The following is a 13,402-nucleotide window of genomic DNA, read 5'->3' on the forward strand; positions in this document are numbered from 1 at the left end:
AATAAGGAATGACGAATCAGTCATCACCAATAAGCAACGTGAGATAGCGTCAGGCTATCAAAAGCAAAGGAGCAAGCTCAATGAGTAAATTTCTGGACCGTTTCCGTTATTTTAAACAGCGAGGCGAAACCTTTTCGGATGGGCATGGGCAGTCATATGACGTGAACCGAGACTGGGAAAGTGCATATCGCAATCGGTGGCAGCACGATAAAGTTGTCCGTTCAACGCATGGTGTCAACTGCACCGGTTCATGTAGCTGGCAGATTTTTGTCAAAAACGGGCTCGTGACATGGGAAATGCAGCAAACGGATTATCCCCGTACTCGTCCGGACATGCCGAATCATGAGCCGCGCGGGTGTCCGCGTGGTGCCAGTTATTCATGGTATCTCTACAGTGCGAACCGGGTGAAATACCCGATGATTCGCCAGGAATTATTAGAGCTCTGGCGTCAGGCAAAAACGCAACAGACTGATCCGGTCGCGGCATGGGCATCGATTGTTGAAGATAAACAGCAAACCGAACGGTATAAGAAAGCCCGGGGACGCGGCGGCATGATCCGCTCAACGTGGCAAGAGCTCAACGAATTGATCGCGGCAGCAAACGTGTATACCACCAAAACGCACGGCCCGGATCGGATTGTCGGGTTTTCTCCGATTCCGGCGATGTCGATGGTGTCCTATTCTTCAGGAGCCCGCTATTTATCATTGATTGGCGGCACCGCCTTAAGTTTCTATGACTGGTATTGTGACTTACCGCCGGCCTCTCCGATGACTTGGGGTGAGCAGACCGATGTCCCGGAATCGGCGGACTGGTACAACTCTGGCTATATCATGGCATGGGGATCGAATGTCCCTCAGACACGCACTCCGGATGCCCATTTCTTCACTGAAGTGCGTTACAAAGGCACCAAAACCGTTGCCGTGAGCCCGGATTATTCAGAAGTCGCCAAGCTGAGTGATGAATGGCTTCATCCGAAACAGGGCACCGACAGTGCACTGGCACTGGCCATGGGGCATGTGATTTTAACTGAGTTCCATCAGCAGCGAAAAGTTGAATACTTTCAGGAATATCTGCGTCGTTATTCCGATATGCCAATGCTGGTCATGCTGGAAGAAACCCAATCCGGTACATATACCGCCGGGCGCTTTTTACGCGCTGCTGATCTGGTTGATGATTTAGGCGAACATAACAATCCTGAATGGAAAACCATCGCGATTGACAGCAAAACCAATCAGATGGTCGTTCCGCAGGGATCGATTGGATTCCGCTGGGGTGAGAAGGGACGCTGGAATTTAGAATCTGTAGCTGGCGAACACCGGCAAGAAACAACCTTGGCGCTGGGAATAGCCGATACGGATGAATACGCATGTGTTCAGTTTCCTTATTTTGGCGGGATTGAGTCAGACCATTTTGATTCTGTGCCGTTGTCCGACATTATTGAGCACACCTTGCCGGTCAAATCGGTCACTTTAGCCAACGGTAACATTGCTAAAGTGACGACGGTCTATGACTTAATGCTGGCCAACTATGGGGTTGATCGTGGGGGGGTTGATCGTGGGTTGAGTGATGGGTCTGCCGCGGCATCTTATGATGAAGTGAAAGCATACTCTCCGGCATGGGCTGAAGCGATCACCGGGGTGGATCGTCATCGGATTATCCAAATTGCCCGAGAGTTTGCACACAACGCAGAAAAAACGCGAGGCCGTTCAATGATCATTGTCGGTGCCGGGGTGAACCACTGGTATCACATGGATATGTCTTATCGGGCAATGATTAATATGCTGGTATTTTGTGGCTGTGTCGGACAAAGCGGTGGCGGTTGGTCTCACTATGTCGGACAAGAAAAGTTGCGTCCGCAGACAGGGTGGTTACCGCTGAGCTTTGCACTAGACTGGCAACGTCCGCCACGGCAAATGAATACCACATCTTATTTTTATAATCATTCCAGCCAATGGCGCTATGAGACCGTGCAAACCCATGATCTATTGTCCCCATTGGCGAAAAAAGAGCGCTATAGCGCCCATCTGATTGATTTAAATATTAAAGCAGAACGGATGGGATGGTTGCCATCGGCACCGCAATTAAATGTCAACCCGTTGACCATTGCCAACATGGCCAAGCAGCACAATATGGATCCGGTGGATTATACGGTTTCTGCGTTAAAAGAGGGCTCGATTCGTTTTGCCTGTGAGCAACCGGAACAACATTATCCGCGCAACATGTTTATCTGGCGGAGCAATTTGCTGGGCTCATCCGGCAAAGGGCATGAGTACATGCTGAAGTACCTGCTGGGAACCGAGCATGGCATTCAAGGGAAAGATTTAGGCAGTTACGCCAAGACCAAACCCCAAGAGCTGGATTGGGAAGACCAACCCACTGAAGGCAAGCTTGATTTGGTGGTGACCTTAGACTTTCGCATGTCGAGCACCTGTTTGTATTCCGATATCGTGTTACCGACGGCAACATGGTATGAAAAAAACGACATGAATACATCAGACATGCACCCGTTTATTCATCCGTTTTCGAAGGCCGTAGATCCCGCTTGGGAGGCCAAATCAGACTGGGATATTTTCCGGGATATCGCGCAAAGCTTCTCGCAAGTTTGCCCCGGTCACTTAGGCGTTGAAACGGATATCGTAACCCTAGCCAATCAACACGACAGTGACAGCGAAATTGCGCAGGCATTCGGTGGCAAAGACTGGCGTCATGGCGAGTGTGAGCTGATCCCGGGTAAAACGGCACCCAAAATTATTCCGGTTGAGCGTGATTACCCGAACACCGGTGCCCGTTTCTCTTCAATTGGTCCGAAGCTTGAAGAATTAGGCAACGGCGGCAAAGGGATCTCTTGGAATACCGAGTCGGAACTCACGCTACTCAAGAAATTAAATCAGGTGCATCAATCCGGCGCGACCCAAGGCCGGCCAAAACTGGCGTCTGCAATTGATGCGGCAGAAATGATTCTGACGCTCGCCCCGGAAACCAATGGTGAAGTCGCAGTCAAAGCATGGCAGGCGTTAAGCCAAGTCACCGGGCGGGATCATAGCCATTTAGCCCAGAGCAAAGCCGATGAAAAAATACGCTTTCGCGATATTCAGGCACAACCGCGCAAGATCATTTCCAGCCCGACATGGTCAGGTATCGAAGATGAACATGTGTCATACAATGCCTGTTATACCAATGTTCATGAGCTGATTCCGTGGCGCACGCTGACCGGGCGTCAGCAGCTTTATCAAGATCATGCCTGGATGAGAGATTTCGGTGAAAGCCTGGTCGTTTACCGGCCACCGATTGATACCCGGGCGGTTCAGCAGATTGAGCAACGCCATCATAACGGTCAGCCCGAACTGGCGCTGAATTTTATTACCCCGCACCAAAAATGGGGGATTCACTCAACCTACAGTGACAACTTACTCATGCTGACGTTATCACGGGGCGGGCCGATTGTCTGGCTCAGTGAAGCCGATGCGCAAACCCTGAACATCAAAGATAACGACTGGATTGAAGCCTACAACGCCAATGGTGCATTAACGGCACGTGCCGTAGTCAGTCAACGTGTGCCTCAAGGCATGGTGATGATGTATCACGCACAAGAGCGGTTAATCAATCTGCCCGGCTCAGAGGTGACAGGACAGCGTGGTGGTATCCACAATTCAGTGACACGTATCTGCCCTAAACCGACCCATATGATCGGCGGATACGCCCAGCAGGCGTATGGCTTCAATTATTACGGAACCGTCGGTTCTAACCGGGATGAATTCGTCGTGATTCGGCGGATGAATCGGGTCGATTGGCTGGATGATGAACAGACATCAGATCACGCCACAACTCAGCCAATCAGTCAGTAGGAGAAAGGGTATGAAAATTCGTTCGCAAGTTGCCATGGTGCTGAACCTGGATAAATGTATTGGCTGCCATACCTGCTCTGTCACTTGTAAAAACATCTGGACGAGTCGCGAGGGCGTCGAGTATGCGTGGTTTAACAACGTAGAAACGAAACCGGGCGTCGGGTATCCGACAGACTGGGAAAATCAACAACGCTGGCAAGGCGGGTGGATTCGTGGCATTAAAGGCCGACTCACCTTGCGTCAGGGCAACAAAATCGGTGTGTTGTCCAAGTTGTTTAACAACCCGCATATGCCAGAAATCGATGACTATTATGAACCGTTTACCTTCGATTATGAGCATTTACAAAAGGCACCGAAGCAACGCCATCAACCGATTGCCCGTCCGCGTTCTCTGCTTACCGGGCAGAGAATGGAAAAAATCAATCATGGGCCGAACTGGGAAGATACGCTCGGCGGAGAATTCACAGCCCGTTCCGCTGACTACAATTTTCACCATATTCAAAAGCAGATGTATGGCGAATTTGAAAATACATTCATGACGTATTTGCCGCGTTTATGTGAACACTGCCTGAACCCTGCCTGTGTTGCGAGCTGCCCGAGCGGCACGATTTATAAACGGGAAGAGGATGGCATTGTCCTGATCGACCAAGATAAGTGTCGCGGATGGCGGATGTGTATCAGTGGCTGTCCTTATAAAAAAATCTACTTTAACTGGAAAAGCGGTAAATCCGAAAAATGCATCTTCTGTTATCCCCGTATTGAAGCAGGTATGCCGACGGCTTGCTCCGAGTCTTGTGTCGGCAGGATCCGCTATTTAGGGGTGATGCTTTATGATGCGGATCGCATTCAAGAGGCCGCCAGTGTTGAAAATGAACATGATCTCTATACCAGTCAGTTGAGCCTTTTCCTTGACCCGCATGATCCGGAAGTGATTCGTCAGGCGCAAGCGCAGGGCATCAGTCAAAGTGTGTTAGATGCGGCACAGCAGTCCCCGGTATACAAAATGGCGGTGGAATGGCAGCTTGCGTTACCACTGCATCCGGAATACCGCACGTTACCGATGGTGTGGTACGTACCGCCGCTATCGCCGATTCAATCTGCCGCAGATTCAGGATACCTGCCGCTGCGCAACGGATTGCCGGATATCGATATGTTGCGGATTCCGTTGCAATATTTAGCCAACTTGCTGACCGCAGGTGATATTCAACCGGTGCAACTGGCTCTCAAACGCTTGATGGCCATGCGTCACTACAAGCGTAGCGAGACCGTGGAAGGCACCATTGACACCAGCGCGATTGAGGCGGTGGGTTTGACGGCCATGCAAGTGGAAGAAATGTACCGTTATCTGGCGATTGCCAACTATGAAGATCGCTTTGTCGTACCATCCGGGATGCGTCAGGAAGCGGATCATGCTTATGCTGAATCAAATGGTTGTGGTTTCAGTTTCGGCGACGGCTGTCATGGTAGTGATAACCGAGTCAATCTGTTTAATAGCCAGAGAATTGATGCAATCGACATTACCAAGGGGGATCAATAATGCTGAGTTTACGAATGATTGCGCACCTGCTGGATTACCCGCAAGAGATGCTGTGGTCTGAACATCACGAGCTGATTGCATCAACGGATCAATGCACTGAATTAAATTTGGCGCAAAAAAGCGATTTAAAACAGTGGATCAGCACTTACTGCGAGCAGCGCTTATTTGATGTGCAAGCCCAATATTGTGCGCTGTTTGATCGCGGCAGATCGTTATCACTGTTGCTATTTGAACACGTGCACGGTCAGTCCCGGGAGCGGGGACAGGCGATGGTCGATCTGATGGGGCAGTATCAGCAACAGGGGTTAGAGCTGGACGCTAAAGAGCTACCCGATTATCTACCGATGTATCTCGAATATTTGTCGATACTCTCTGAAGACGAGGCCGTGCAGGGGCTGAAAGATATTGCCCCGATTTTGGCATTGCTGACAGAAAGGTTGCGCCAAAGAGACAGTGAGTACGCTGAACTGATGTCCCTGTTGCTCTCTCTGAGTGCTGCCCAGTTAAATACGGCTTCAATTGCTGAAAAGGTCAAGCAAGAGGAGCGGGACGACAGTGTTGCAGCACTGGATCAAGTGTGGGAAGAAGAGCAAATCACCTTTATGGACAACACCCCGTGCGACAGCCAGACCCGGCAGCATCAGCAGCGGTTTGCGCAGACCATTCAGCCCCAGTATCTGGATATCAGCCAACTGACAGGAGAAGCATAATGGACTTTTTCAATCAATTTCTATTCGGCGTCTATCCTTATATCGCTGCGGCGGTGTTCTTACTCGGCAGCTGGCTGCGTTACGACTACGGGCAATATTCGTGGCGTGCCGGTTCAAGCCAGTTGATGGACAACAAAGGGATGCGGCTGGCCTCAAATCTGTTCCACATCGGTATTATCGGCGTGCTGGGCGGACATGCATTCGGGATGCTAACTCCGCATTGGGTGTATGAAAGTTTTCTGTCCATTGCATTGAAACAGAAGCTCGCCATGTTTGGCGGAGGGATGTTTGGCGTGATGACATTAATCGGTGGCGCATTGTTGCTGAAACGTCGCTTATATAACCCGAGAGTCCGGGCGACATCATCATTTGCCGATATTCTGATTCTGGGATTATTAGTCGCTCAGGTGTGTTTAGGGCTGCTGACGATACCGTTTTCCGCACAACATATGGATGGCTCAGAAATGGTGAAGTTTATGGAATGGGCACAGGCAATCGTCTATTTTCATGGCGGTGCAGCCGAGCATTTAAGTGATGTCGCATGGATATTTAAACTCCATATTGTGCTTGGCATGAGCTTATTTGTTGCATTTCCGTTCTGCCGTCTGGTTCATATCTGGAGCGTGCCGCTAGAGTATATCAGCCGCCGCTATCAGGTAGTCAGATCCCGGCGTTGACCCTCCCCACATCTCGTCGATGACAACACTTCGATAATAACCTATCGATGGCTCACCATGTAGCCATCGATATTATTGATCAATCCCTTGCTGGTGCACCCAGACTGCGGCTTCAACCCGGGAGCGTAGTTGCAGCTTTTTCAGGATATGTTTGACATGCACTTTCACGGTTGTTTCGGCAATATTGAGTTTTCGGGCGATTAACTTGTTGGGTAGACTTTGTGCCAGTAGTTTGAGTACATCCCGTTCTCGTGTGGTTAAGGTATCGATTTCCCGTTGCGCCTGATGAGGGGAATTGCGCAGTTGCTTTGCCAGCAGATTGGCAAGTTTAGGGCTGACGACCAACTCACCGAGACAAACTTGTTCGATGGCGTGGAGCAGATCTTCCGCTTCCATATCTTTTAATAAATATCCGTCTGCCCCGGCTTGTATCGCCCGGACTAAGTCTTCCTCATAATTGGAAACCGTAAAAATGATAATACGGCTGGTAATATCATTGTCGCGCAGTAATTTGAGCGTTTGAATACCATCAATATCAGGCATATTAATATCGAGCAGAATCACATCTGGCTCATCATCGAGAGCGAGTTTGACCGCCTGCTGACCGTTATTACACTCTTTGACAACCTCGATTTGCGGGTTTAATTGCAGTAGCTGCTTGAGCCCTTGCCGGAGCATCGGGTGATCATCGACGAGCATGACCGTTGCCGGTGATACGGAGGTTGTTGCGTTAGTTATATGGGTTGGATGCATATCACTTCTTTCTCTCATTATGGATAGAACTGAATCATGGATAAAACTGAATCGCGATTTCTGTGCCCTGATCGGGTTTCGAATCAATCGTCAGGTTGCCGTCCAGCGCTTTCACGCGATCTGCGATAATCGTTAAGCCGTAATGATTCGCCATTTCTTGTTGTTGTGGCTCGATACCCACCCCGTTATCCATAATATTTAAATGACACATTTTATTTTCGTCTTGCGTTAAGTGAATCGTGACTTCCGTTGCTTTCGAGTGTTTGTAAATATTACTCAATGCTTCACGAATAATCTGTAAGATATGGATAAAGTGGTGAGGTGTAATACTGTTATCCTGCCACTGATTGTTGAGCTGAATCGCAAATCCCAGTTTTTCACTATATTCATCGACACTATTTTTAATCGCATTGGATAAATCTGAGTCATCGATTTTTAATCTGAAGGTGACAAGCAATTCTCTTAACTGATGGTAAGCCGCGTTGATCTCTTGACTGATATCTTCAAGTAGTTCGTGTTGCGTGGCAGAAAAATTATCACTTTGCATCCGTAAAATCCCACTTTTTATTTTTAAAAAGGACAGGGATTGCGCGATAGAGTCGTGCAGCTCGCGTGCGATGGTATGGCGTTCCTCAATCACCAGAAGTTGATGTTTACGTTGTTCCTGAACCCGTGTTGCAAGATATTGTGTAAAGAGGTCACAAAACGTCTCGATTAGCTTTTGTTTTTCGGACGGAAGCGTCTTATCGCGATAGGTGGTTTGTAAGATGCCGTATTCATGATAATCGTCACCGACCGGCCAGTTTTGTGGTGTAAAGGCACGGTTTCGTTGTTCGTCGGTGGTTTGATCGTGGGGCGTTTGGCAGTCGATCATTTGATGGTCGATCGTGTGATGATAGTGAATTTGTTCATCAATGAAATAGCGCAGCTTATCGCTCGGGTTGAATGTCACGCTGTGTAACTCTAACAATGAAATTAACTCCTGAAACAGCGGAGATAATGTATTGATGTTTAAATGATGGCGGTTAAAGCGTTGTCCGCTGCGATAGAGGAAATCCAGATAATCATTTTGCTGTTTTAATTCGGATGTTTTCTGGTGGACTCTCTCTTCTAAGTCGTCGTACATCACTTTTAATTCCACCGACATATTATTGAACGTTTCACCTAAAACGGCCATTTCATCCCGGTAATGACGCGAATCAAACCGTTGTTCAAAGTCACCATTGCGAATGGCATTGGCAATGGTCAGTAACTCTCTCCACGGGGTAAATAACCTTTTATGCAAACCTTTAAAGGCAAGAAAAAGGAAAATGATCGTCAGGGCGATAAAGATATTCTGCGTTTGTGAGATGGTGGTAATGGTATGTTCGGTATGATTGTCTATTTGTGAGATTAAAACATTCAGTTGCACGATGAAAGATTCGACCGCCTGCAATTTTTCATCTTTATCCTCAGAGGTAAGTAGCGTGGGCTTGATGTTTGAATACCAGAGCTGAAGAATTTCTAAATAGGGCGTTTCGAACTTTTCATGTTGGATAAAGCGCTGAAAAGACGTGGCTTCTAACATATGTTCAAGGACAGCAATATCCGGGGCAATCGATTGTTGCCCATTGCTCAAGGCGAGTAACCGGTAGCTTTGCATCCGTATCGCACCGACCTGATTAATCATATGTGCGTTGCCCTGAATGCTTTCACTAGTACTGGCGCTGATAAGCATGCCGGTAATCGAGAGTGATGCAAGGCAAAGTATGATAATGCTGATCTTTTTGACAAAAGAAAACTGACGCCAGAACATAAGGGTTTTAATCGACATAGACACACGAATATTCATCAAGAGGAGTTGATAATTATATCATGCAAGACTCGGCCGATTCGGCAAAGATATCTGCGGATATCACATAAATCTTCATTGAGGCCGGTGTACGGTTTGTCAGTGGGGCGGCTGGCATACTCATCCAATGCATACAGGGGAGGGGAGACCCATCACTGGTTCGGTCGGAGTACTATTTATCCGGATTCTGTTTTCGTTGATGGCGGTTGGAGGCGTTAATTTGCGGCTTGTCGGGGCAAGTCTGTTTTTCATGATACAGATGCCGTATTGCCAGCATCGGATGATGAAGCAGCATCCGCGGGCCTGAATCGCGCATAATGACCCGGATTTGCGCTTTCGGCTCAGGTTTATAACAGTGAATCGGACATTGATTGCAGGCCGGTTTTTGTTGTCCGTACGGGCAACGATCCAGCTTTTGTTCTGCATACTGTAACAGCGTTGCACATGCCTCGCACAAAGGTGTGCCATGGTGATGTTTCGCACAGTATATTTTCATCATTGCACGGATGGTTTTGAATTCTGTGGCTAGTTTGCCATGCAAAATTGTACTGTCAGGCATATATTCATCGTCACGTGTTGAAAGCACCAGTATAACGACAGAGCGAGGGTTCGTCTGTAACGCATTTATATCGATGCCCGTTACTACTGCATTATAAATTACCGTAGATGGACTGGTGTATTTACAAGGTGAAGTGACGACATTGAAAGGGCTGATGGCAAAGGTCTGTCTGGCACGATTGGGTCATTGTTATCCATGCCATTCCTGAAAAACCACCGCTACTTTATCAGTAATGGTGGTTTTAAATTAAACATCAATGAGTTGTAAAATAATCAGTGGCAAAATAACCGTCACGATTGGATTTTATAAAGAATATAAAATCATTGGCTCATTCCATAATGAATTGGAAAGAGTGGGTTATTGGAATCATGTGGTTTGGCCGGATCTTGTGATAAGACCGCCTGCATTGTTCTCGGTAACTCGAATGGTATTTTAGCTGTGTATTCTTTATCAGATGTTAATCGTTGAAATAACACCTCATCACTGACACCAAAGTTGGCGATTAAGGCATCAGCATCGTCTAAGATATCGGTTAAAATCGCCGGGCGATCTAAGTAAATCGTAACAATCGTCGGGACGTGTTGTTTGGCTTTTTGAAGCGCGAGATAATCTTCATTATCAGGTTTGAAATTCAATGCACCTTCATGATGCTTTTTGCCGAAGTAATAATTCTGATGCGGTCTTTCGAACGGGGTTGAGGTTCTTAAAAGTGCAAGATCAGCATCTTGTAACTGCTCAACGACCTGAAAACCATACTTCTCTGCAACGTCTTTATGAATGCCATACAACCATATTTTGTTGCCAGTCTTGAGCGGTAGAACATGGTCGTTTTTTAATAAAACAAGAGATTTAAATTGAGCGGTATTCGCTAAAGTTGAAAACTGTTTGTTGCCAACGATTTCATCTGCTTTTTTCGCATCCACATATGGATTTTCAAACAAACCGACGTTGAACTTTTGATTCAAAATACGCAGCACTGAAGCATCCAGTCGTTTTTCCGATACCTTCTTATCTTTCACCACATTGACTAATATTGCCGAGTCAACGACACCACCGAATTGATCAATGCCCGCATCAATAGCTTTGGTAAACCGATCTTCAACGGAGAGATCTTCGACGCCCCAAGGCATCCCTCTCGGTAGGATTTTTTCTCCCGCTTTGAAACCGTTGATACAATCTTCTTTACAATCTCTGGTGATTAACCAATCGCTTAAGATCACGCCTTTAAACCCGTAAGTATCACGTAATAGATCTTGTAATAAAAAACGGTTATATCCTGCACCGACTTGTGGGATTTCTTTTCCATTGTGGGTGACCCCTTGTAGTATCGAATAGGTTGGCATCACCCCAGCCGGGTTTGCTTTAAATGCTTCGATAAAGGGGGCGATATGTGTATCTAACGACGTTGATTTAAAATCTGCGTATTTTCCGTAAGCGTTATGGCTATCCCAACCGTCTTTTGCTGCACCATAACCTACCCAATGCTTCACGATTGTCACCACACTATCTTTGTTGAGACCATGTGAGCCAGACTGCATACCGGTAATATAGCTGCGGGTCATTCTGCCAACGATATCCGGGTCTGCCCCAAACGTTCCGCTAATCCGAGGCCAACGTGGTTCACTCGCAATATCCGCTTGGGGAGATAAAGCTTCTGTAATCCCGACTGCCCGGTATTCTTGCCGGATAATATTGGCGTATTTTTCAGTCAGTGCCTCATCATTAATGGCTGCTATTCCCAGAGTTTCCGGCCATTTGCTGAATTTGCCGGAAGCAACGGACGCACCTTCTAAATATTGGAACGAATTTCTCGGATCTGAACTAATGGTAATCGGTATCCCTAAACGAGTCGTTTCAGCAATCCGTTGTAAACTATTGTTTTGTTCTGCCAGATGGCTGGGAACCTTACCTTGCAGTCTGGTGATAAAATGGGAAACATGATTATTTTTAATCAGCTTTGTCACTTTCTCTTGATCATAACTTGCACCTCGACCCAATACGCCTGAACTGGGCGCAGAACCATGCATCATTAATCCTGCTTTTTCTTCTAGCGTCATTAAAGACAGGAGGTTTTTAGATCTTTCTTCTGTGGGGAGCCGCCAGTCTTCGTATGGGTCGAGTTTGCCATTTTTATTTAAATCTTTAAAAATTTGGCCATCAATATTCAATATTTTGAGGTTATTGCTATCTAAATGAACATCCGTATTCGCGAAAGAAATGATGGGAAATATAAGGAGCGCCAAAGAGGATGTAAGTAGAAAATTATGCTTTATTATCGTCATAGGATATCTCTCAGAGTGGTTTCAATTTATTACTGAATTTAATAATAATATCAAATATTTCATAGAGGTAATTCATGTCTATTCTTAGAAATGTGAACAGTATTTACTGATGGTGAAAATTAAAAAAATCAATATACAGTAATTGATTTTTTTATATAACAATACCGGATTAGCCCTTTCTTCCGTATCGATCTCACCGTAAACCCTTAAGATGACCACCGATGGATTGAAATGATGTGACTCGACAGTTGTGATGGTCGCAGCTACAGCAGTGCAGATATGACTGGTATCGAAATCGAAGAGAGGAGTACGCTAAGTATCACAATGGCTGAAACTTCTTTCACATATATATCATACATATTGCTGATAATAATACATATTGAACCAATAGGAATGGCATTAATTAAAACCAAAGGGACAGAATATTCAGGTGTTAATGATGTTAGTTTTAAAGAAAAAAGTGTCACAATCGGTAAAGCGAAATTTTTTAAAATAACAAAGCTGATGATCTTACTATTGATTGTAAATTTAACCTGAGACAATATAACACCGGTTGATATAAGTGCTAACCCTGTTGTGCAACGACCAATTTGATCGAGAGAAAGCATGAATAATTCGGGTGGATGTATTTTTAATAGAATAAATATAACCGCTAATATTGGTGTTATGATAACAGGTTCCAATATTAAGCTTTTATAAGAAAAATGACCGCCTTTATGACGGGAGAAAATTGTAAAAATAAATGGGAGAACAATTAAATTTTGTGCAATGCCTGTTGCTGATATTGTCGTTATCGTTTTATCATTTAATATCGGTGTTAAAATAGGTAAGCCGTAGAACAAAACACCGGGTAGAGCGGTCAACATCGCAATCGTCGCAGATAGAATTTTATCTTTAAAGATAACCCAGCTAATTATATAACTGGATAAAAGTAAAAAAACGATGAGTAGAATAATATTCGTCGAATTAATGATTAAAGAGTGGAATTCATTGTTATCTATGAATAACATGCCATGAAATATAGAAGCCGGCAATGTGAGTTTTATGATGAGTTTGTTGATACTTGCATTGTTTTTTGAATCCAGTATATTGGTTTTATTTGCAATAAATCCAAACAAGACTGTAATAATTATTGATAAAGTAGACTCCATATTTTTCCTAAATCTTAGAGAGCAGCATAGAACGATTACTAATAATCTAATGTATAT

The 13,402-nt window shown here is 45.7% G+C and carries 9 protein-coding genes; 4 read left to right on the forward strand and 5 right to left on the reverse strand.

Annotated features, from left to right (window positions below):
• Window positions 1-80: 80 nt before the first annotated feature.
• From VRK_RS05175 to narI, 4 genes are read left to right on the forward strand one after another with little or no spacing between them, the layout of a single operon-like run.
• Window positions 81-3,845 carry a nitrate reductase subunit alpha gene (locus VRK_RS05175; protein WP_059120390.1) on the forward strand — a complete coding sequence of 1,255 codons (3,765 nt, stop codon included), beginning with the start codon at window positions 81-83 and terminating at the stop codon, window positions 3,843-3,845.
• Window positions 3,846-3,855: 10 nt separating this feature from the next.
• A complete protein-coding gene (gene narH / locus VRK_RS05180; RefSeq protein ID WP_059120391.1) occupies window positions 3,856-5,382 on the forward strand; it encodes a nitrate reductase subunit beta in 1,527 nt (508 codons plus the stop codon).
• Window positions 5,382-6,092 (forward strand): nitrate reductase molybdenum cofactor assembly chaperone, encoded by a 711-nt coding sequence (narJ, locus tag VRK_RS05185; protein WP_059120392.1) that lies wholly within the window; start codon window positions 5,382-5,384, stop codon window positions 6,090-6,092. The genes narH and narJ overlap by 1 nt, the downstream gene beginning before the upstream one ends.
• Window positions 6,092-6,769, forward strand: coding sequence for a respiratory nitrate reductase subunit gamma (gene narI / locus VRK_RS05190; RefSeq protein WP_059120393.1), 678 nt, complete (start codon window positions 6,092-6,094; stop codon window positions 6,767-6,769). The genes narJ and narI overlap by 1 nt, the downstream gene beginning before the upstream one ends.
• 72 nt (window positions 6,770-6,841) lie before the next feature.
• Here the strand turns inward: narI and narL are convergent, their stop codons facing one another.
• The 5 genes from narL to VRK_RS05215 all read right to left on the reverse strand — a co-directional run bounded on the left by narL (window position 6,842) and on the right by VRK_RS05215 (window position 13,345).
• Window positions 6,842-7,522, reverse strand: a complete 681-nt coding sequence (gene narL, locus VRK_RS05195) for a two-component system response regulator NarL (protein WP_059120394.1) — start codon at window positions 7,520-7,522, stop codon at window positions 6,842-6,844.
• 34 nt (window positions 7,523-7,556) lie between these two features.
• The gene (locus tag VRK_RS05200) at window positions 7,557-9,335 is read right to left on the reverse strand and encodes a histidine kinase (RefSeq protein WP_059120395.1); all 1,779 of its coding nucleotides are present in this window, start codon (window positions 9,333-9,335) and stop codon (window positions 7,557-7,559) included.
• Between the two features lie 190 nt (window positions 9,336-9,525).
• Window positions 9,526-9,912, reverse strand: a complete 387-nt coding sequence (locus VRK_RS05205; RefSeq protein WP_059120396.1) for a nitrous oxide-stimulated promoter family protein — start codon at window positions 9,910-9,912, stop codon at window positions 9,526-9,528.
• 320 nt (window positions 9,913-10,232) lie between these two features.
• The gene (locus VRK_RS05210) at window positions 10,233-12,194 is read right to left on the reverse strand and encodes a glycoside hydrolase family 3 protein (protein WP_059120397.1); all 1,962 of its coding nucleotides are present in this window, start codon (window positions 12,192-12,194) and stop codon (window positions 10,233-10,235) included.
• Between the two features lie 263 nt (window positions 12,195-12,457).
• Window positions 12,458-13,345 carry an AEC family transporter gene (locus VRK_RS05215; RefSeq protein ID WP_059120398.1) on the reverse strand — a complete coding sequence of 296 codons (888 nt, stop codon included), beginning with the start codon at window positions 13,343-13,345 and terminating at the stop codon, window positions 12,458-12,460.
• Window positions 13,346-13,402: the final 57 nt, after the last annotated feature.

Source organism: Vibrio sp. MEBiC08052, from assembly GCF_001506075.1.
Lineage (GTDB): Bacteria > Pseudomonadota > Gammaproteobacteria > Enterobacterales > Vibrionaceae > Vibrio.

What these genes read in the sequence shown, in the direction of transcription:
- narL (WP_059120394.1), bottom strand. Translation starts at nt 7,522, where the DNA reads ATGCATCCAACCCATATAACTAACGCAACAACCTCCGTATCACCGGCA.
- narH (WP_059120391.1), top strand. Translation starts at nt 3,856, where the DNA reads ATGAAAATTCGTTCGCAAGTTGCCATGGTGCTGAACCTGGATAAATGT.
- VRK_RS05210 (WP_059120397.1), bottom strand. Translation starts at nt 12,194, where the DNA reads ATGACGATAATAAAGCATAATTTTCTACTTACATCCTCTTTGGCGCTC.
- narI (WP_059120393.1), top strand. Translation starts at nt 6,092, where the DNA reads ATGGACTTTTTCAATCAATTTCTATTCGGCGTCTATCCTTATATCGCT.
- VRK_RS05200 (WP_059120395.1), bottom strand. Translation starts at nt 9,335, where the DNA reads ATGTCGATTAAAACCCTTATGTTCTGGCGTCAGTTTTCTTTTGTCAAA.
- VRK_RS05215 (WP_059120398.1), bottom strand. Translation starts at nt 13,345, where the DNA reads ATGGAGTCTACTTTATCAATAATTATTACAGTCTTGTTTGGATTTATT.
- VRK_RS05175 (WP_059120390.1), top strand. Translation starts at nt 81, where the DNA reads ATGAGTAAATTTCTGGACCGTTTCCGTTATTTTAAACAGCGAGGCGAA.
- narJ (WP_059120392.1), top strand. Translation starts at nt 5,382, where the DNA reads ATGCTGAGTTTACGAATGATTGCGCACCTGCTGGATTACCCGCAAGAG.
- VRK_RS05205 (WP_059120396.1), bottom strand. Translation starts at nt 9,912, where the DNA reads ATGCCTGACAGTACAATTTTGCATGGCAAACTAGCCACAGAATTCAAA.